Raw genomic sequence first — 18,939 nt, forward strand, 5'->3', positions numbered from 1 at the left:
GAGGTGGTTACCCTTCGGCCGCAAGCGGCTCGAGGTAGACGACCTTCCACCCCAGGGCGACCGGCGACGATAGGGTCGCCTGCCGGTAGCTGCTGATCGCCCCGTCCGGCCCGCGGAAGCGGCGCAGGCCGCCCTCGCGATCGAGCACCAGCTGCCGGTCCCACGCCTGGCGGAACAGCGCGCTCACCGCGTTCAGATCGCTTGCCAGCGCGTCGATCGCGGGGTCGGCCGATCCCGCGATGTCGGACCGGAACTCCGCCACCAGCCGGCGCGCGCGATCCTCCCAGTCGACGATGAAGTCCTGCGCCCTGGGATCGAGGAGGACGAAGCGCAGGAGGCAGGCTTCGCCGCTCCCCAGCCAGGGCGCGAAGAGCACGCCGGCGGGCGTGTTCCAGACCCGGGCCCGCCAGAGCGGGTCCATCACGTAGGCGGGAAGAGCGATGGCGCCGACGAGCGTGCCGAGCTCGGCCGGCAGCTCGTATCGCAGGCCCAAGGACGGCGGCGACGGGTCGCGCCGCTGTGCGAGCTCGAACAGATAGCGCCGCTCGGGCGGGCTGAGGCGAAGGGCGTCGGAGAGGCGGGCGAGCGCGGCGTCGGACAGCGCGACGTCCCGCCCCTGCTCCGCCCAGGTGTACCAGCTGGCGCTGAGGCCGGCGCGTTCGGCGACGTCCTCGCGCCGCAGGCCGGGCGTGCGCCGGCGGCCGGACGGGTTCACCCGGTCCTCCAAGGCCTCCCGATGACGGCGCAGGAAGGCGCCCAGCTGCCGGCGTCGCTCCGGTGGCAGCTTCATCGCCGGCCTGTGACTGGCGATCCCAGGATAACCGGACGCCTTCCGCGCGCCGGCTCAAGGTCTAAAACGGCGGCAGAAGAGGAGCCCGCCATGCTTTCACCCCAACAGACCCATGTCGCCGACCACTATGGCGCACGCGCCAAGGATTACGTGACCAGCGCCGTCCACGCCAGCGGCGCCGACCTCGACCGGATCGAAGACGAACTGCGCCGTCGCCGAGTGAGCCGGGTCCTGGATCTCGGCTGCGGCGGCGGCCATGTCAGCTACCGGGCCGCCGCGCATGTGGACGTGGTCGTTGCCTGCGACGTGACGCCGGCGATGCTCGACGTCGTCACGGCGACGGCGGCCGAGCGCGGCCTGGCGAACATCCGCACCGAACGCGCTGCGGCGGAGGCGCTGCCCTTCGCCGAGGCGAGCTTCGACGCGGTGCTCTGCCGCTTCACCGCACATCACTGGCAGGATCTCCATGCCGGGCTGCGGGAGGCCCGGCGGGTGCTGAAGCCCGGTGGCTGGGCCATCGTGATCGACAGCATCGCTCCCGCCGATGCGGCGGCCGACACCCACCTGCAGACCGTCGAGCTGCTGCGCGATCCCTCGCATGTGCGCAACTACACGCTGGCGGAATGGGCGACGGCTCTCGCTCAGGCAGGCTTCCAGCTGGAAGAGCTGTCGCTGCGACGGATGCGGATGGTGTTCGACGACTGGACGACCCGGACCCGCACGAGCGCCGTGCACCGGGAGGCGATCCGTTCGATCCAGGCCGGCGCGCCGCTGCCGGTGCGCGAGCACTTCGCCATCGACGCCGGTGGCAGCTTCGACCTGACGGCAGCGACCTGCCTCCTCGGCATCGCCTGACGTCGCGGCCATCGCCGGGCGCCTGTCAGCCCGCGTGCAGACCGAGCTGGGCCAGCGCGTCGTCGACCACGAGGTCGGGCGCCTTATCCACCGCGACCGCAACGCCGTCCTCGTCGCGGGTCAGCGGCTCAAGGTCGGCGAACTGCGAGGCGAGGAGCGAGGGCGGCATGAAGTGCCCGGTGCGATGGCCGAGGCGCGCGCCGACGAGCGTCGGATCGGCGTAGAGATAGACGAAGCGCACCCGCGCCGAGGCCTGCCGCAGGACGTCGCGGTAGCGCCGCTTCAGCGCCGAGCAGGTCACCACGACGCTGCGACCGCTCTGTGCCTCGCCGGAGATCCAGTCGCGGATCGCCGCCAGCCAGGGACCGCGGTCGGCGTCCTGCAGCGGAACGCCGCGGGTCATCTTGTCGATGTTGGCCTGCGGGTGGAACCGGTCGGCTTCGGCAAACCGCCAGCCGAGGCGCTCGGCAAGGGCTTCGGCGGTGGTGGTCTTGCCGACGCCCGACGGGCCCATGACGACGAGCGCCGTGGGCTGGGCCGGGACCATAGGCTCGGCATGCTCGGGCAGTGTCGCGTCGGTCATGTCGGGCGGCCTCCCGTCCGCCGGTGGCGCGCCGTCAGAAGGGCTTCACCACCACGAGGACGACGATCAGGATGAGGAGCACCGTCGGCACCTCGTTCATCATCCGCCAGTGGCGCGACGAGCGCGTGTTCGCATCTCCGGCGAAGCGGCGCGTCGATGCCGAGAGATAGCCATGGAAGCCCGACATCAGCACGACGAGGAAGATCTTGGCGTGCAGCCAGCCGTTGCCGGGCAAGAACCAGCTGCCGTTGACGGCGAGCCACAGGCCGGCGACCCAGGTGACGATCATCGCGGGATTGATGATCGCCTTCAGGAGCCGCCGCTCCATCACCTTGAAGGTTTCGGACTGCGGCGTCCCCGGCCCCGCCTCGGCATGATAGACGAAGAGCCGCGGCAGATAGAGCATTCCCGCCATCCAGGCGATGATCGCCAGGACGTGCAGCGCCTTCACCCAGGCATAGGCCGATCCCGGCACCAGCAGGAACAGCGCCGCCGCCAGGACGGCGGTGACGGCGAGCGCGATGACGGCGTTGCGCATGGGCACTCCTCAGCCGGCGGCGCGGATGCGCGCCAGTAGCGCCTCGACATGAGCGATGGGCGCGTCCGGGGTAATGCCGTGTCCGAGGTTGAAGATCAACGGCCCCTGGCCGAGTGCCTCGAGAATCCGGTCGACGCCCTCCTCCAGCGCCTGTCCGCCGGCGATCAGCCGCAAGGGGTCGAGATTGCCCTGCACCGCACCCTGCCGCTGCAGGTCTCGCGCCAGCTCGAACGGCACCGCCCAGTCCAGTCCGACCGCATCGACGCCCGTGGCGCTCCGATAGCGTGGCAGAAGCGCGTTTGCCCCCTTGGGGAAGCCGATGATCCGGGCGCCGGGCACCGCCGCCCGCACCCGGTCGACGATCCGCCGCGTGGGTCCGACGACGAAGGCCTCGAAGCTCGCCTCGTCGAGGACGCCGGCCCAGCTGTCGAAGATCTGGACGCAGTCGGCACCGGCGCGCAACTGGCGGATCAGGTAGTCGGCCGACATCTCGGCGAGCAGAGCGAGCAGCGCCGCCATCGCCTCCGGGTGGCGATAGCCGAACAGCCGGGCCGGCGCCTGATCCGGCGTGCCGTGACCGGCGATCATGTAGGTGGCGACCGTCCAGGGGGCACCGCAGAAGCCGATCAGGGCCGTCTCGTCGGGAAGGGCCGCACGCAGGCGGGCGACGGTTTCGATGACCGGGGCGAGATGCGCCTCGGCGCGGCCGGGATCGAGGCCGGCGATCTCGTCCGGCCCGATCGGGTCGAGCTTCGGCCCTTCGCCCTGCTGGAAGCGCAGGCCCCGGTCGAGCGCATCCGGGATCACCAGGATGTCGGAGAACAGGATCGCCGCATCGAAGCCGAAGCGCCGGATCGGCTGGAGTGTCACTTCGGTGGCGAAGTCGGGATTGTAGCAGAGGTCAAGGAACCCGCCGGCCGTCTCGCGCGTCGCCCGATATTCGGGAAGGTAGCGCCCGGCCTGGCGCATCAGCCAGACCGGAGGTGGAAAGACCGTCTCGCCCTCGAGGACACGGACGAGGTTGCGCTGTGCCATGCCGAATGGGGCTCCTCTATAGAAAAGAAAATCTCGAAGAGATGATTTTTTGATTCTTAGAGTCGGTGGATAGCCGGAATTCACATGGGCAGGAAGATCGGTGGCTCGAGGCGCGCCTGCACGTCCTGTCGAGCACGACGGATCGGCAGGTGCCTGTGAGGTGCGGGGACGGAGGCAGAAAGGCGTGATTTTCCCGACGCTTGCGAGGTCACGGCGACGTGGGTCACTTGGTGATCGACGATCGACGGGTTGGGGACAGGCGACGCCCGATCCCAATGCGTCGCAACCAGCCATCAACAGCGGGTCGAAACGCGCCGGTGTGGACGACTCGGTGGGTTGCGCACAGGCTCCGGCCCGTCGACGGGAAGCCTGGTGGTAACCCTTCCTTAACCCACAGGCCGGCTCTGAATCCCGTGCACGTCGCTTGTGACCGGCTTGTCCTTCGCCAGCGAATCGAGTTCGCCACGCCGGTGGCGCTCCAGGACAGACCTCGCTATCTGATGCGCCAGCCGTGAAGAATTGGTTAACGGAGGAGACATGGCGCAGGAGTTGGTGCTCGCCTCGGGCAGCCCGCATCGCCGCCTTCTGTTGGAGAATGCGGGGCTGAAGCCCGTCATCGACCGGAGCACGCTCGACGAGCGTGCGCTCGAGGCGCCGCTCGTCGACAGCGGTGCCGACCCGGAGGACGTCGCGACGATCCTTGCCGAGGCGAAGGCGACGGACGTGTCGGCGCGACATCCCGGCGCGATCGTCATCGGCGCGGACCAGACGCTGTCGCTCGGCGACGAGATCTTCCACAAGCCGGCGGACATGGAGGCCGCCCGCCTGACGCTCCTGCGCCTGTCCGGCCAGACCCATCGGCTGAACAGCGCGGTGGTGCTGGTCGAGGACGGCGTTGTCCTGTGGCGGCATGTCGGTGTCGCCAGCATCACCTTTCGCGCCCTCGATCCGGGCTTCGTCGGGCGCTACCTCGCGCAGGCCGGCGCCGCGGTGCTGACCAGCGTCGGCGCCTATCAGGTCGAAGGCCCCGGCATCCAGCTGATGGAGCGCATCGAAGGCGATTACTTCACCGTAATCGGCTTGCCGCTGCTGCCGCTGCTCAAGGAACTGCGGGTGCGGGGCGCCATCGATGGCTGATCGCACGGCGGAGACCGGAGGGGCGGCCGAATGACGCGCGCCTTCGTCACGGGCTGGCCGGTCGCCCATTCGCGCTCGCCGCTGATCCACGGCCATTGGCTGAGCGCGTTCGGGATCGAGGGCAGCTACGAGAAGATCGCGGTGCCGCCCGAGAAGGCGCCCGACTTTTTCGGGGCGCTGCCCGGGAGCGGCTTTGCCGGTGGCAACGTCACCGTTCCACACAAGGAGACGGCACTCCGCGCAGCCAGCCGGCTCGATGCGACGGCGGCGGCGATCGGGGCGGTCAACACGCTCTGGCTCGAAGACGGCACCCTGTGCGGTGGCAACACGGACGCGTACGGCTTCGCTGCCAATCTGGACGCGCTGCTGCCCGGCTGGGATGGGGCTGAAGACGTGGTGATCCTCGGCGCGGGCGGCGCGGCGCGGGCCGTGCTCCATGCGGTGCTCGACCGAAGCCGGGCGCGGGTGCGCGTGATCAACCGGACGGTCGCGCGCGCAGAGGCGCTCGCCGAGGCGTTCGGGCCGCGGGTGAGCGGCCATGGCGAGGGCGAGCAGCGCGCCTTGCTTCGCCATGCTGATCTTCTGGTGAATACCGTGTCGAAGGATATGGCCAAGGCGGCCGGCGACGGCGATGCTCTGCCGGAGCTCGATTCGCTGCCGGACCATGCCATGGTGTCGGACATTGTCTATGTACCGCTGGAGACGCCGCTCCTGAGGGCGGCGCGGCTCCGTGGCCTCGCTGCCGCCGACGGGCTGGGGATGCTGCTGCATCAGGCCGTGCCGGGCTTCGAGCGATGGTTCGGCGTGCGCCCGGAGGTCACTGCGGCGCTGAGAGACCTCGTCGTCTCCGATATCGAGAGGGTGCCTTGAACGACAATCATCCCGCAGGCGGACTCTCCGTCGAACTCGGCAGCGGCGTCGGCGCGACCGTCCTTCCGTCCGAGATCGAGGCGCTGTTCGAGCGCTATGCGGAAGGCTTCGACGACTTCGATGCGGACGCGATCGCGGACTGCTTCGCGTTTCCGGTGACGATCTGGCAGAGCGGTCGCGGCAACGTCTTCATGGATCGCGACGAGCTTCTCGAAAACATCCATGCGCTCCTGTCGGTGTTCGAGAGCGAGGAGATCGTCCACTCGGCCTTCGAGGCGAAAAGCACGGCGCTCACGGGCGAAGCCGCCTTTGTCGCGCTCGCCTGGCGGCAGGAGCGGGAGGACGGCGAGGCCGCGCTCGAGTTCACGTGCCGCTACACGCTGCTGCGCGAACCGGGGGGCGACTGGCGCCTCGCCCTTCTGGTCAACGACTGAGATGCTCGTCCTCGGGCTCACCGGCTCGATCGGCATGGGCAAGACGACGACGGCCGCGATGTTCGCGGCGCTCGGCGTGCCCGTCTATTCCGCCGACGCGGCCGTTCACGCGCTCTATGCCGGTCGGGCCGCGCCGCTGATCGAGGCGGCGTTCCCGGGAACCGTCAAGAAGGGAACCGTCGATCGGGCAGCGCTGTCGCAGCGCGTGGTCGGCGACCGCGCGGCACTCTCCCGTCTGGAAGCTCTCGTGCATCCGCTGGTGCGCGAGGAGGAGACGGCCTTTCTCGACCAGGCGAAGGCGGCCGGTGCCCCGGTCGTCCTCCTCGATATCCCGCTTCTGTTCGAAACCGGAGCCGAGGCGCGCGTCGACCGCGTCGTCGTGGTCAGCGCGCCGGCCGACATTCAGCGCGCCCGGGTGCTCGACCGGGAGGGAATGAGCCCGCAGCGGCTGGACGCGATCCTGGCCCGGCAGATGCCGGACGCCGAAAAGCGGCGGCGGGCCGACCACGTCATCGACACCGGCAACGGCATCGGCGAGGCGCGTCGGCAGGTCGAGGCACTCGTCGAGGCGCTGACGGGATCCGTTCGATCTCCCTCGGGACCTTCGAGAATCTGATGGCGCTTCGACAACGTGGAGTCGCCGCCGATCCGGCTTTCGACCGACGTCCGCCGCTCCTGGCGTCTCCCGGTCACTCGGCTGCGGCGGAGGACGCCGTAGCAGCAGGACGGCGCTGCGGGATCGGGCCGGGCCGGCGCAGGTAGCTCGGCAGGATGCCGGCGGCCGCGAGTGCGGCGGCAAGGCCGAGTGCGACCTCGATCTGGTGGGACGGGACGAGGCCGAAGATCGCCGCGAGCATCGCAACACTGAGGGATTGGCCGACGAGGCGGGCCGTCGACTGAATGCCGCTCGCCCCGCCGCTGCGCTCGCGCGGAGCGCTCGAGATCAGCACCTTGTTGTTCGGCGTCTGGAATATGCCGAAGCCGAAGCCGGCGAGCGCCAGCCGCCAGGCGAGGTCGATGTCGGCGGGATGAGCCGGCAGGAACAGCAGCGACACGAGCCCGGCCGACATGAGGAAGAGGCCGAGCGCGGCGAGCTTGCCGGCGTTGACCCGGTCCGCCAGACGGCCGGACACGAAGGCCGCGATCGCGGTCGCGATCGGCCAGGGCGTGAACAGGAAGCCCGTTTCCGCCGGGCTGTAGCCGAGCGAGTCGTGCAGCAGGAACGGCAGCGTGACGAACGAGATCGCCTGGGCACCAAAGGACAGCACCGAGGTCGTGGCCGACAGGGCGAAGATCGGGGTCGCCAGGAGGTCGACCGGCAGCATCGGCGCCTCCATTCGGAGCTGGTGGCGCACGAAGTAGACGCCGACGGCGAGCCCGACCCCGATTTCGCCGACCGCCAGTGCGAGCGACTGGTTGTGCCCGAGGGCGTCGACGCCGGAGATGACGAGCCCGAAGGTGAGGGCGCTGAGGATCGCGCTCACCCAGTGGAAGCGGCGATTGGCACGCGGCGTGACCGGCAGGGTGCGCCAGCCGACGAACAGCGCGATGAACCCGAGCGGGACGTTGACGAGGAACAGCGCTGGCCAGCTCGTGAAGGACAGGATGAAGCCCGCGATCGATGGGCCGGCCGCGGCCGCGACGCCCACGATCATCGCCGTCGTTCCGACGGCGCGGCCGAGGATCGCCTGCGGAAAGATGAAGCGCACCAGCGCGATGTTGATGCTCATGATGCCGGCGGCCCCGAGCCCCTGCAGTGCCCGGGCGGCAATCAGCATCGGCAGGGTCGAGGAGAGGGCGCAGGCGAGCGAGGCGAGGGTGAAGATCGCGAGCCCGCTGAGGTAGACGCGCCGGTAGCCCCAGATCTCGCCAAGCGACGCCAGCGGCAGCAGCAGGATCGTGATCACCAGCTGATAGGCGTTGACCACCCAGACCGCATCGACGGGACGGATCCCCATCTCCTGGGTGATCGGCGGCAGGGCGACGTTGACCACCGCATTGTCCAGCACGGCGACGAAGAGGGCGATGCCCACCGTGCAGAATGCAAGGGAGCGCTGGGGCTGCGGCAGGCCGTCTTGAACAGTCATGGGAAGGCTCGCGGAAGCTGCTCGCAAGGTCGCAGCGCGGCCCCGAGGCGGGAGACGGAGGGTGTGCCATAACGCAGGGCCGCCGTGTATACCAGATTGATCAGCCGACCGTAGCGTTCAAGAGCAGGGAAGGCCGTGCTCACCGGAAAACAAAGCAGGAACATGCATTTGCGTCGTGGACACCGGCGGCCTGGCGGGCAAATTTCGTTGCCTTCGATCCGGGTCTGACGGACAACGGCATCGAGCAGCGAGGCCGGCATGCGCGAAATCGTCTTCGATACAGAGACCACCGGGCTCGATTTCGAGCACGACCGGGTGATCGAGATCGGCGGGATCGAGCTCTGGAACCACATCCCCACCGGCAAGAGCTTTCACGTCTACATCCGCCCGGTCGGCCGGCGGGTGGACCCGGAAGCCTTCGACGTCCATGGCCTGTCCGACGAGTTCCTGGCCGACAAGCCAGCCTTCCCGGAGATCGCCGACGACTTCGCCGCGTTCTTCACCGGAGCCCGGCTGGTGGCGCACAACGCCACCTTCGACGTTCGCTTCCTCAACGCTGAATTGGCACGGCTCGGTCTGCCGGCGATCCCGCCCGACATGGTGGTGGACACGCTGGCGATGGCGCGGCGCAAGTTCCCGATGGCGCCTGCGACGCTCGATGCCCTGTGTTCACGCTTCCAGATCGACACCAGCCGTCGCGAGAAGCATGGGGCGCTTCTCGACTCCGAACTCCTCGCCGATGTGTACATCGAGCTCATCGGTGGCCGGCAGGCCGCCCTCGGGCTGGACATGGCGGACGAGCGGGCGACCTCCGACGGCGAGGCTGGGCTGGTCCAGTTGAAGCCGCGACCGCGCCCGCTTGCGCCGCGCCTCAGCCCGGAGGAGGCCGCCCGTCATCTCGCCTTCGTCCGCACACTCGGGGAGGATGCGCTGTGGCTGCGCGTCCTGGCACCGGTCGCGGTCGTCGAGACGGCGGAATAGCAGCGGACATGACAATGGCCGGAACGGGGTTCCGGCCATTCGGTTGGTGCTTCACCGGTCGGGTGGTCGCCGCTCACGCTGGCGGTGCCCTCTTCCGAAACCTCAGTTGCAGTTGGTGGTGGTCGTCTGCTTCGACCCGAGGATGTTCGTCTTCGTCGTGGTGGTCTGCGAGCAGACCGTCACCGGCTCAGGCGGCGGCACCGGCTGGTCGGTGGTGACGACGACGGTGCTCGACGGCGGAGGCGGGGGCGGCGGCGTCGGATCGGTGACGATGACGGTGCTCGACTGAGCGGCGGCACCCGAAGCGCCGATCACGGCGACAGCGGGGGCGGAGGCGAGGACTGCGGCCGCCGCAAGGCATTGAACGAGACGCATGCTTGTATGCTCCCAGCAACGAATGTTCTCACAAACGAGCGACATCCGATCCCCGTTCCAGGGGGGGGGGAGCAACGGTGCCCGGTGCGGCCGGCGCCTCCAGTCTCAGCTCACCTGCACCTGCTGGCGCGCCCGTTCCTCGGCCATGCGCTGCTGGAACAGCGCCGCAAAATCGATCGGATCGATCATCAGCGGCGGGAAGCCGCCATTGCGGGTGACGTCGGCGATCACCTGCCGCGCGAAGGGGAAGAGCAGCCGCGGGCACTCGATGAACAGCACCGGCAGCAGGTGTTCCTGCGGGAAATTCTTGACCCGGAAGATGCCGCCATACTCGAGTTCGACGTGGAACAGCATGTCCCCGCCTTCGCCGGCCTGCGCGTTCAGCGACAGCTTGACGTCGTACTCGCCGTCGGCGCCGTTGACCGGATTGGCACCGACATTGACGCCGATGTTGATGCCCGGCGCCTTCGTCTGGCCGCGCAACACGCCTGGCGCGTTCGGGCTCTCGAAGGAAAGGTCCTTGATGTATTGGGCAAGGATGTTGAGCGTCGGGCTCTGGGCGTTGCCGTTGGTGGTCTGATCGGTCTCGGACATGGCTGATCCTGTTCGCTGGCTGTGTCCGCCGGATAGCGCATCTCCGGCCGAGGGCGGATGGGGCAGGTCCGCCCTGTGGCGCCCGCTCCTTTGGAAACTCGGCCGGACCGCTAACACGCAGGTCCTGGGCTTACAAGCGCGCGCCCCCGCCCCGCCGGCCGGATCAGTGCAGCGTGCGATTGCCCGGCGTCTCGTCCGGCGCCGTCCAGGGCGAGCCGTCGGGCGAGCGACGGCGAAACTCCTCGTCCGAGAGATCGACGACGTCGGGACCGTGTGCGGGACGGCCGGGATGCGGCGTCGGCCGGGCCCCGGCCGCCTGACCCGCCACCACGACGGTGACGCGGTCGCGCAGGAACGCCCAGGCGCGCTCGCGAACTTGCGGCACGAACAGAAGGAGGCCGACGGCGTCGGTGACGAAGCCGGGCGTCAGGAGGAGCACACCCGCGACCATGATCATCATGCCGTGCACGAGATCGCGTCCCGGCAATCGGCCGGCCTGTGTCTCCGCCCGGATGCGGGCGAGGGTGGAGAAGCCCTGGCGCCGCAGGAGGATCGTACCGCTCACCGCGCTGAGGACGACGAGGGCCAGCGTCCAGCCGAGTCCGATCCACTGGCCGACGAGGATGAACACGGTGATCTCCAGGATCGGAACCACCAGCAGCAGGAACGGGATCAGGGTGAATGGCATCGGGCGCTCGCGGACTTGTTTAGACCGGACAACGCGCGACGAGTCGAAATCGACTGCCTGCCGCGCGGTTTTGTGGCAGTGTTCGGATCGAACAGCCGTCACGAAGTGTTTGCCCTGACATGGGAACTCGCGACGGCGATTTGAATGCGTGTGCCGTGATTCCTATATGGTGGGCGAGCACCGCACGGATTTCAGGGAAAGGCAGGCGATGGGTTTCGGCACGATCTTCTTCATCGTGGTAGCGGCCATCGTCCTGTATCAGCTCCGCTCCGTCCTCGGCCGACGCACCGGCAACGAGCGACCGCCATTCGACCCGTACAGCCGCGCAGAGAAGGGCGCGTCCGCGCCTCCAGGCAACGTCGTCACGCTGCCGAGCCGGCGCGGCGCGCCCGCCGCCGAGGCCGCGCGTCCGAACTACGAGAGCGTCGACAAGTATGCCGAGCCGGGCAAGCCGCTGAACACGTCGCTGCGGGCCATCCAGGACGCCGATCCGAGCTTCGATCTCCAGAAGTTCCTGGAGGGCGCCAAGCTCGCCTACGAGATGATCGTCACCGCCTACGCGGATGCCGACCGCAAGATCCTCAAGTCGCTCCTGTCGCCGGAGGTCTATGCCGGCTTCGAGCAGGCGATCACCGATCGCGAGAAGCGCGGCGAGAAGATGCAGTCTTCCTTCGTCGGCATCAACGAGGCGACGATCACCGGTGCCGAGGTGAAGGAGCGCGAAGCGCTGATCACCGTGCGGTTCGTCTCGCAGCTGATTTCGGCGGTGGTGAAGCCAGGCGGCGAAGTCGTCGAGGGCGATCCGGAGACGGTCGTCGAGATCCGCGACGTCTGGACCTTCGCGCGCGACACGCGCTCGCGCGATCCGAACTGGAAGCTGGCGGAAACCGAGTCGGAAGACTGAGCGTTGCCGGGCCCGGGCCATGCTCTCGCCGCTGTTCACTCCCCGCAGCTTCGCCGACCTGACCGGTTGGGCGTCGGGCGACCATAAGGCCGCGTTCGACGCGTTCCGGCGCTCGGCGCCGGCCTTTGCACGTGGGATGGCCAAGACGGGGAGCCTCGGCGTCGATGCCGCCGCCTTCGCTGCGGCGGCAGGGGCCGCACTGCGGACCGACCGCGTTCTGGCGCCCGACGCGCGCGTTTTCTTCGAGCACTTCTTCACGCCAGCCTTCATCCTGCCCCGCCCAGGCAGCCACGATCGCGGCTTCGTCACCGGCTACTACGAGCCGGAGGTCGAGGCGTCCCTGCATCCGACCGACCGATTTCGCTATCCGCTCTACCGCCCGCCCGCCGACCTCGTGAAGGTCAGCGACGACGACCGTCCGCCCGGGCTCGATGCGAGCTTCCGCTTCGCGCGGCGCCTGCCCGACGGACGCCTGTCGCCATATCCGGACCGCGCCGCGATCGAAGCCGGGTATCTGCAGGGCAAGGGCCTCGAGATCGCCTGGCTGGAGGATCCGGTCGACGCCTTCTTCATCCACATCCAGGGATCGGCGCGCCTGCATCTGATCGACGGCGGTCACATGCGCGTCGGCTACGCGGCCAAGACCGGCCACCCCTTCACCGCGATCGGCCGCGTGCTGGTGGACGCGGGCGAGCTGACACTGGCCGAAGCGGATATGGCCGGCATCCGCGGCTGGCTCGACGCCCACCCGGAGCGCATGCGCGACCTCCTGAACCGCAACCGCTCCTTCATCTTCTTCCGCGAGGCGCCTGCGGACGATCCGGCGCTGGGTCCGGTGGGTGCGGCGAAGGTACCGCTGACCCCCCTCGCCTCGATCGCGGTCGACCGGCTCCTCCACACCTTCGGCACGCCGGTTTTCCTGTCGGCGCCCGACCTTGCGATCGACGGTGCGCCGTTCCACCGGCTGATGGTGGCGCAGGACACCGGATCGGCGATCCTCGGGGCGGCGCGGGCCGACCTCTTCGTCGGCTCCGGCACGCGGGCGGGCGCCGTCGCCGGCACGATCCGCCATGCCGCCGACTTCTATGCGCTGCTGCCGCGTGACCTCGCCTGGCCAACGCCATGAGGCGGCGCCGCGGAACCCTTACCGAAGAGGATGCGCGCCTCTGGGCCGGCATCGCCGAGACGGTGGCGCCGCTGAAGGGCCGGCTGCGGCGGCGCGCCGCAGCGCCCCCCGTCTTGGAAGAGCCGTCGCCCGTGCTGCCGGCCGGACTTGCGAAGGCCGTCGAGGACGCACTGCCCGCGCCTTCGCCCGCGCCGGCTGTCCGGCCGCGCAGGCTGACCCAGCACCCGATCGAGAAGCCGGTGCTGCGCAAGCTCGGCAAGGGACGCCTGCCGATCCAGGCGCGCATCGACCTGCACGAGATGACCCAGGCGGTGGCGCACTACGCACTCGCCGGGTTTCTGCGCCAGGCCCAGGCCGCCGGCCTGCGCCACGTCCTGGTGATCACCGGTCGCGGCAATGCGACGGGCTCGCGCGGCGTGCTGCGCCGGACGGTGCCGCACTGGTTCACCACGCCCGAGTTCCGCCCGCTCGTCTCCGGCTACGAGCCGGCCGAGCGCCAGCACGGCGGCGACGGCGCGCTCTATGTCCGGGTGAGGCGGCTCGGATGACCCCGTTCGGCGAGCGGGTTCGCGCCCTGCGGCGAGAACGCGGCGTGACGCAGGCCGAAATGGCTGCGGCGCTCGGCATCTCCAGCGCCTATCTCTCGGCGCTGGAGCACGGCCGGCGAGGTCGACCGACCTGGCAGCTCCTGCAGCGGATCATCGGCTATCTCAACGTCATCTGGGACGACGCGGAGGAGCTGGAGCGCCTGGCCGAGCTGTCGCATCCGAAGGTGACGGTGGAAACCGGGGGACTGGGGCCGGAGGCCACCGCGCTCGCCAACCGGCTTGCCGAGACAATCGCGCAGCTCTCGTCCGACGACACGCGGGCGCTGCTCGGGGCGCTGGAGGAGGCGGTCGCGCGGTCGGAACAGACGACGCGAGGGCGCAAGTAGCAAGTGGTGTGGCGTGACCCGTTTCCGCTCACCGATGCAGAACGGGTTAGGGCGGCCGGCAGCCTCCGTGACGCGCCGCGCCTCAGCGCTCGCCCATGATGGCGCGCAGCTCGCTCAACTTGTCGTTCACCAGCCAGCCGTAGTAGTTCTCCTCCGGCAGGCGCGGCGACTGCCCGGCGGCCGACCGGCGGCGGTTGTCCGCCGCCAGAGCCCGGGCGCGGGCGCGGGGCGTGCCGACATTGTAGAGCGTTGCGGTGATGCCGGGATTGTCCGTGATGTCGAAGCCGGCGATGTCACGGTAGGCGTCGATCGAGTCGCGGATCACCGCCGCCATGTAGGCGAGGCTCTTGTCCGGGTCCATGATCGCCTCGTAGACCGCAGGCGCCTGATCCGGTGACAATTCAGGATAGCCGGATACCCGATGCACGATATCCGTCACCGACAGTGCCGCGAGCGGGTTGATCTGGCCGAGCCCGAAGGTCTGCCCGGCGTAATAGGGCTGGAAGAAGGTCGCCCCGAAGCGATCGTTGGGGAAGCGCTCGCCGCCGACCGTCTTTCCGCGGAACCGATCGTTCCAGACGTCTTCCCTGCACGCCCAGAGGTCCGCGTCGTTGCGCAGGCCGCTGCAGCCATCGAACTGCGGCCGCCGCACGAAGTCCGAAACGCTTTCGCCGTCGTAGCTGAACTCGATATCGGAATGCAGGTAGGACAGCGCCTTGACGTAGTAGGTCTGGAGGCGGTCCATCGCGTCGACGTTGAAGGTGTGCTCGCCGACGAGCGCCCCGACGATGTGGATGGGGTCGATGCCGTAGGCCCGCGCCGCCGACCTGATCTTGCTGCGCAGCTCCGCGTCGCCGGCGAGAAGATCGCGGATCCGCTCGTACTTCGCCTCGAAGCTCGAGCGGGTGTCGCGGGTGCGCTTGCGGGCGCCATAGGGCACGTCCGGCTGCTCGGTGTGGCGGTTGCCGGGCGGCACGCGCGTCGCGGCTTCGACCGTCTGGACGGACGGCCCGGCGAAAAGATAGATCGACACGAAGCCGACGATCCAGCGGCGCATGGCGGACGGTCCCGAAGTGGTCACGAGGCGCTAGCGGGATAGCGGATCGACGCCGTCGTGTCGACGCGAGCTGAGCGGCGCTGCGACATCGAGCGGCGGCCGCTCTTCAACACTGCGTTAACCATAAGATACGACACTGAGCCGCATGTGCCGCTTCCTCGCCTACGCCGGTGCGCCGGTCTTCCTCGACAGCCTGCTGATTCGACCGCGCAGCTCGCTGATCGCGCAGTCGCTCGCCGCCCGCGAGGCGAAGACCGTCGTCAACGGCGACGGTTGCGGCATCGCCTGGTATGGCGATCGGGAGGAGGCGGGTCTGTATCGCGGCATTCTGCCCGCGTGGTCGGACGCCAATCTCGTCTCGCTCTGTCGGCAGATCCGTTCGGGCCTGTTCTGCGCCCACGTGCGTTCGGCGACGTCGGGCGAGGTCTCGACGGCCAATTGCCATCCCTTCGCCTATGGCCGGCACATTTTCATGCACAACGGCCAGATCGGCGGCTATGACCGCCTGCGCCGGCGGATCGACGGGCTGATCCCTGACGCGCTCTATGCGGCGCGCAAGGGCACGAGCGACAGCGAGGCGCTGTTCCTCATCGCCATCGCCCATGGTCTCGAGCGCGATCCGGTGGAGGCGATGCGTCTGGCGCTCGCCGACGCCCGCGCCGAGATGCTGGCGGCCGACATCGCCGAGCCGCTGCGCTTCGCTGCGGCGCATTCGGATGGCGAGACGCTCTGGGCCTATCGCTGGTCGAGCGACGAGCGGCCGCCGTCGCTCTACTGGCGCGCGGACGAGGCAGGCGTCACGGTCGCCTCCGAACCCTGCGACGAGGCCGCCGCATCCTGGCGGCCAGTTCCGCCGGGCAGCGTGCTCGCCATCACGCGGGACGGACGGACGGCAACGTTTCCCTTCGCGCCGGAGGCGGCGCTGCCTCGCGCTGCATGAGACCGCGAGCGGGCGAACGAAAGGACGGAGAACCAGTGAGACGCGGCGGGGGCGAAGGCGACGGAGAGGCTGAGGCACGCGCGGTTGCGCGAGCGATCCTCACCTGGCTTGCCGGAGAGCCTGATCTTCTCGGCCGGTTCCTGGCGATTTCCGGCGCCCGGCCGGACACGCTGCGTGGCTCCGTCGACGACCCGGGCTTCCTCGCCGGTCTCGTCGACTTCCTGATGGCGCACGAGCCAAGCCTCCTCGCCTTCTGCGAGGCGACCGCCACGCCGCCCGAGCGCGTCGTCGCCGCCCATTACCGGCTCAGCGGCCCCGCCGTCGACGGCAGCTGATCCCGTGCGGCTGCGGACTCTTCCGGAACAGGTTTAGCTCGCAATCTCCGGTCGCGATCGTCCGGCTGCTCAACGCCTGCGCAGGTCGCATCCAAACAGTGCACTCCACCCGTCGCCAAGGGCACGGGTGCCTCTCGTCCTGCCGCGCTGAGCCGCCCGGCGGGCGGCGCCGGCATCTGGCACGCCGGATGCAAGCCTTGGCTGTCGCGAACGGAGATGCGCGGATGGCAAGGGCGGCCGAGATCGACATCGTGTCGGTGTCCAAGGTGTACGGACGCACGACGGCGGTCGACAACATCAGCCTGAAGATCCCCTCGGGCAGCTATTGCTGCCTGCTCGGGCCTTCGGGCTGCGGCAAGTCGTCGACGCTGCGGATGATCGCCGGACACGAGTCGATCTCAACCGGCGACATCCGCCTCGGCCCCGTCGTCGTCACCGACCTGCCGCCGGCCAAGCGCGGCACGGCGATGATGTTCCAGTCCTACGCGCTGTTTCCCCATCTCGACCTCGTCGACAACGTCGCCTTCAGCCTGAAGATGCGCGGCGTCGCCAAGCCCGAGCGCAGGGCGAAGGCGCTCGACATGCTCAAGCTGATGCACATGGAGGCCTATGCCGACCGACGGCCGGCGCAGCTCTCCGGCGGCCAGCAGCAGCGCGTGGCGCTCGCCCGGGCGCTGATCACCGGTCCGGAGGCCCTGCTGCTCGACGAGCCGCTGTCGGCGCTCGACCCGTTCCTGAAGGTGCGGATGCGGGCCGAGCTGAAGAAGCTGCAGGCGAGCCTCGGCATCACCTTCGTGCACGTCACCCACAGCCAGGAGGAGGCGATGGCCCTCGCCGACCTGATCGTGGTGATGAACGACGGGCGGATCGAGCAGGCGGCGGCGCCGCGCACGGTGTTCGAGCGTCCCTCGACGGGCTTCGTCGCCCGCTTCATGGGCGACCACAATGTCGTCTCCGGCCGGGTGACGGCGGCCGAGAACGGACGCGTGACGGTTCAGGTGCCGGGCCGCGGAAGCTTCGCCGCCCTCGGCGCGCCGCGCGAGATCGGCAGCGCCGCCGACATCGGCATCCGCATCGACCACGTGCGCCTCGGCGCAGGCGAGGAGCCGCACCTCGGCTTCTCGGGCACGGTCGCCAACATCGAATACCGCGGCGGCTCGGTGAAGCTCTCGGTGAGCGGCGCGGGGCTCGACGACTTCACCGCCATCCTGCGCGACCGCGACTTCTACGCCCAACCGATCGCGGTGGGCGAACTGGTCGCGCTGCATTGGGACCTTGCCGACACGCTGGTGCTCGGCCGGCTGGACTCCTGACACAACCGGAGAGGGGAGAGGGCGAATGACGAAAGAGACGTCGACCAAGGCGGGGATCTCCCGCCGCCAGGTGCTGAAGACGGGTGCGGCGGCGGCCGGCCTCGCCGTCGGCTCGGGTGCGATCACCGGCTTTCCGACCGTGTGGGCGCAGAACCCGATCACGCTGCGCCAGTTCGGCACCGGCGTGTCGAACATCAACGCCATCGCCGACAAGTGCAAGGCGGACCTCGGCATCACGCTGGAGATGACGGCGACAGACTCGGACGCCGCCGCGCAGCGGGCGGTCACCCAGCCGAACTCCTACGACATCGCCGACATCGAGTACTGGATCCTGAAGAAGGTCTATCCGGTCGGCGTCATCCAGCCGATGGATGTCTCCAAGCTCAAATACTACGACCAGGTCGTGCCGCTGTTCAAAAGCGGCAAGCTGACGCCGGAGAGCGTCATCGCGCAGGGCACCGCGCCGCACACGGTCGGCTACGTCGAAAAGCCGGGCGACAAGACGTTCGCCAAAAGCGAGACGCAGTGGTTCACGATGATGCCGACCATCTACAACGCCGACACGCTGGGCATCCGCCCGGATCTCGTCGGCCGGGACATCACCACCTGGGCCGACATCATGGATCCGGCCTTCAAGGGCAAGACCTCGATCCTCAACATCCCGTCCATCGGCATCATGGACGCCGCGATGATCATGGAGGCTATGGGCAACATCAAGTATGCCGACAAGGGCAACATGACCAAGGATGAGATCGACAAGACGATCGAGTTCCTGATCAAGGCCAAGGGCGACGGGCAGTTCCGCGCCTTCTGGAAGAGCTTCGACGAGTCGGTGAACCTGATGGCCTCCGGCGAGGTGGTGATCCAGTCGATGTGGTCGCCGGCGGTCGCGGCCGTGCGCTCCAAGGGCATCGCCTGCAAGTACCAGCCGCTGAAGGAGGGCTATCGCGCCTGGGGTGGCGGCCTCGGCCTCGCCTCACATCTCAGCGGCGCCCAGCTCGACGCGGCCTACGACTATATCAACTGGTACACCTCCGGCTGGGTCGGCGCCTATCTGAACCGGCAGGGCTACTATTCGGCCTGCATGGACACCGCCAAGAAGTTCATGTCGGACGACGAATGGGGCTTCTGGATCGAGGGCAAGCCGGCCGAGAAGGACATCCTCTCGCCGGAGGGCAAGGTGATGGAGAAGGCCGGCGCGGTGCGTGACGGCGGCTCCTTCCAGGAGCGCATGGGCCATGTCGCCTGCTGGAACTCGGTGATGGACGAGGACCGCTACATGGTCCGCCGCTGGAACGAGTTCATCGCAGCCTGACGCCTCGGCGGCCGAGCGCCCGTCGGGCACCCGGCCGCCCCCACGCCC

At 69.1% G+C, this 18,939-nt stretch carries 23 protein-coding genes; 15 read left to right on the forward strand and 8 right to left on the reverse strand.

The window, feature by feature from the left end:
* Window positions 1-7: 7 nt before the first annotated feature.
* Window positions 8-790: a helix-turn-helix transcriptional regulator gene (locus NPA30_RS08975; protein WP_256802285.1), complete on the reverse strand. Its 783-nt coding sequence runs from the start codon at window positions 788-790 to the stop codon at window positions 8-10.
* A 90-nt stretch (window positions 791-880) separates the two neighbouring features.
* Here NPA30_RS08975 and NPA30_RS08980 point away from each other — a divergent pair, with 90 nt between their 5' ends.
* Window positions 881-1,645 (forward strand): class I SAM-dependent methyltransferase, encoded by a 765-nt coding sequence (locus NPA30_RS08980; protein WP_256802286.1) that lies wholly within the window; start codon window positions 881-883, stop codon window positions 1,643-1,645.
* A gap of 25 nt (window positions 1,646-1,670) precedes the next feature.
* Here the strand turns inward: NPA30_RS08980 and NPA30_RS08985 are convergent, their stop codons facing one another.
* The 3 genes from NPA30_RS08985 to hemE are packed head-to-tail and all read right to left on the reverse strand — an operon-like array spanning window position 1,671 to window position 3,801.
* Window positions 1,671-2,228: a gluconokinase gene (locus tag NPA30_RS08985; protein WP_256802287.1), complete on the reverse strand. Its 558-nt coding sequence runs from the start codon at window positions 2,226-2,228 to the stop codon at window positions 1,671-1,673.
* A gap of 34 nt (window positions 2,229-2,262) precedes the next feature.
* Window positions 2,263-2,766, reverse strand: coding sequence for a protoporphyrinogen oxidase HemJ (gene hemJ, locus NPA30_RS08990; protein WP_256802288.1), 504 nt, complete (start codon window positions 2,764-2,766; stop codon window positions 2,263-2,265).
* A 9-nt stretch (window positions 2,767-2,775) separates the two neighbouring features.
* Window positions 2,776-3,801, reverse strand: coding sequence for a uroporphyrinogen decarboxylase (gene hemE, locus NPA30_RS08995; RefSeq protein ID WP_256802289.1), 1,026 nt, complete (start codon window positions 3,799-3,801; stop codon window positions 2,776-2,778).
* A gap of 537 nt (window positions 3,802-4,338) precedes the next feature.
* Between hemE and NPA30_RS09000 the strand changes: the two genes are divergently transcribed.
* From NPA30_RS09000 to coaE, 4 genes are read left to right on the forward strand one after another with little or no spacing between them, the layout of a single operon-like run.
* Window positions 4,339-4,938 (forward strand): Maf-like protein, encoded by a 600-nt coding sequence (locus NPA30_RS09000; protein ID WP_256802290.1) that lies wholly within the window; start codon window positions 4,339-4,341, stop codon window positions 4,936-4,938.
* 30 nt (window positions 4,939-4,968) lie between these two features.
* Window positions 4,969-5,808, forward strand: coding sequence for a shikimate dehydrogenase (locus NPA30_RS09005; RefSeq protein ID WP_256802291.1), 840 nt, complete (start codon window positions 4,969-4,971; stop codon window positions 5,806-5,808).
* Window positions 5,805-6,242, forward strand: a complete 438-nt coding sequence (locus tag NPA30_RS09010) for a DUF4440 domain-containing protein (RefSeq protein WP_256802292.1) — start codon at window positions 5,805-5,807, stop codon at window positions 6,240-6,242. The genes NPA30_RS09005 and NPA30_RS09010 overlap by 4 nt, the downstream gene beginning before the upstream one ends.
* Window position 6,243: 1 nt before the next feature.
* Complete coding sequence (coaE, locus tag NPA30_RS09015; protein WP_256802293.1) at window positions 6,244-6,858, forward strand: dephospho-CoA kinase; 615 nt, start codon at window positions 6,244-6,246, stop codon at window positions 6,856-6,858.
* A gap of 73 nt (window positions 6,859-6,931) precedes the next feature.
* Here the strand turns inward: coaE and NPA30_RS09020 are convergent, their stop codons facing one another.
* Window positions 6,932-8,329, reverse strand: coding sequence for an MFS transporter (locus tag NPA30_RS09020; RefSeq protein WP_256802294.1), 1,398 nt, complete (start codon window positions 8,327-8,329; stop codon window positions 6,932-6,934).
* Window positions 8,330-8,587: 258 nt separating this feature from the next.
* Between NPA30_RS09020 and dnaQ the strand changes: the two genes are divergently transcribed.
* Together dnaQ and NPA30_RS09030 are read left to right on the forward strand one after the other, a co-directional pair.
* Window positions 8,588-9,310, forward strand: coding sequence for a DNA polymerase III subunit epsilon (dnaQ, locus tag NPA30_RS09025; protein ID WP_256802295.1), 723 nt, complete (start codon window positions 8,588-8,590; stop codon window positions 9,308-9,310).
* 106 nt (window positions 9,311-9,416) lie between these two features.
* The gene (locus NPA30_RS09030) at window positions 9,417-9,599 is read left to right on the forward strand and encodes a hypothetical protein (protein ID WP_256802296.1); all 183 of its coding nucleotides are present in this window, start codon (window positions 9,417-9,419) and stop codon (window positions 9,597-9,599) included.
* 191 nt (window positions 9,600-9,790) lie between these two features.
* On the opposite strand, the gene secB is transcribed toward NPA30_RS09030, so the two are convergent.
* Together secB and NPA30_RS09040 are read right to left on the reverse strand one after the other, a co-directional pair.
* Window positions 9,791-10,279 (reverse strand): protein-export chaperone SecB, encoded by a 489-nt coding sequence (secB, locus tag NPA30_RS09035; protein ID WP_256802297.1) that lies wholly within the window; start codon window positions 10,277-10,279, stop codon window positions 9,791-9,793.
* 163 nt (window positions 10,280-10,442) lie between these two features.
* Window positions 10,443-10,967, reverse strand: coding sequence for an FxsA family protein (locus NPA30_RS09040; protein ID WP_256802298.1), 525 nt, complete (start codon window positions 10,965-10,967; stop codon window positions 10,443-10,445).
* 208 nt (window positions 10,968-11,175) lie between these two features.
* Here NPA30_RS09040 and NPA30_RS09045 point away from each other — a divergent pair, with 208 nt between their 5' ends.
* Genes NPA30_RS09045 through NPA30_RS09060 form a run of 4 tightly spaced genes read left to right on the forward strand, consistent with a single transcriptional unit; the run spans window position 11,176 to window position 13,931 of the window.
* Window positions 11,176-11,871: a Tim44/TimA family putative adaptor protein gene (locus NPA30_RS09045; protein ID WP_256802299.1), complete on the forward strand. Its 696-nt coding sequence runs from the start codon at window positions 11,176-11,178 to the stop codon at window positions 11,869-11,871.
* A 19-nt stretch (window positions 11,872-11,890) separates the two neighbouring features.
* Entirely contained in the window at window positions 11,891-12,997 is a 1,107-nt protein-coding gene (gene mltA / locus NPA30_RS09050) for a murein transglycosylase A (protein WP_256802300.1), read from the forward strand.
* Window positions 12,994-13,545, forward strand: a complete 552-nt coding sequence (locus tag NPA30_RS09055; RefSeq protein WP_256802301.1) for a Smr/MutS family protein — start codon at window positions 12,994-12,996, stop codon at window positions 13,543-13,545. The genes mltA and NPA30_RS09055 overlap by 4 nt, the downstream gene beginning before the upstream one ends.
* Window positions 13,542-13,931 carry a helix-turn-helix transcriptional regulator gene (locus NPA30_RS09060; protein ID WP_256802302.1) on the forward strand — a complete coding sequence of 130 codons (390 nt, stop codon included), beginning with the start codon at window positions 13,542-13,544 and terminating at the stop codon, window positions 13,929-13,931. The genes NPA30_RS09055 and NPA30_RS09060 overlap by 4 nt, the downstream gene beginning before the upstream one ends.
* Window positions 13,932-14,013: 82 nt before the next feature.
* Here the strand turns inward: NPA30_RS09060 and NPA30_RS09065 are convergent, their stop codons facing one another.
* Window positions 14,014-14,988, reverse strand: a complete 975-nt coding sequence (locus NPA30_RS09065) for a DUF1402 family protein (protein ID WP_256802303.1) — start codon at window positions 14,986-14,988, stop codon at window positions 14,014-14,016.
* A gap of 145 nt (window positions 14,989-15,133) precedes the next feature.
* Here NPA30_RS09065 and NPA30_RS09070 point away from each other — a divergent pair, with 145 nt between their 5' ends.
* The 4 genes from NPA30_RS09070 (at window position 15,134) to NPA30_RS09085 (ending at window position 18,891) form a co-directional block, all read left to right on the forward strand.
* Window positions 15,134-15,928, forward strand: a complete 795-nt coding sequence (locus NPA30_RS09070; protein ID WP_256802304.1) for a class II glutamine amidotransferase — start codon at window positions 15,134-15,136, stop codon at window positions 15,926-15,928.
* Between the two features lie 35 nt (window positions 15,929-15,963).
* Window positions 15,964-16,263, forward strand: a complete 300-nt coding sequence (locus NPA30_RS09075; protein ID WP_256802305.1) for a DUF3572 domain-containing protein — start codon at window positions 15,964-15,966, stop codon at window positions 16,261-16,263.
* 224 nt (window positions 16,264-16,487) lie between these two features.
* Window positions 16,488-17,576 (forward strand): ABC transporter ATP-binding protein, encoded by a 1,089-nt coding sequence (locus tag NPA30_RS09080; protein WP_256802306.1) that lies wholly within the window; start codon window positions 16,488-16,490, stop codon window positions 17,574-17,576.
* Window positions 17,577-17,601: 25 nt separating this feature from the next.
* Window positions 17,602-18,891, forward strand: coding sequence for an ABC transporter substrate-binding protein (locus NPA30_RS09085; protein WP_256802307.1), 1,290 nt, complete (start codon window positions 17,602-17,604; stop codon window positions 18,889-18,891).
* The last annotated feature ends 48 nt before the right edge of the window (window positions 18,892-18,939 follow it).

It is taken from the genome of Mangrovibrevibacter kandeliae, assembly GCF_024519155.1.
GTDB classification, from domain to species: Bacteria; Pseudomonadota; Alphaproteobacteria; order Rhizobiales; family Rhizobiaceae; genus Mangrovibrevibacter; species Mangrovibrevibacter kandeliae.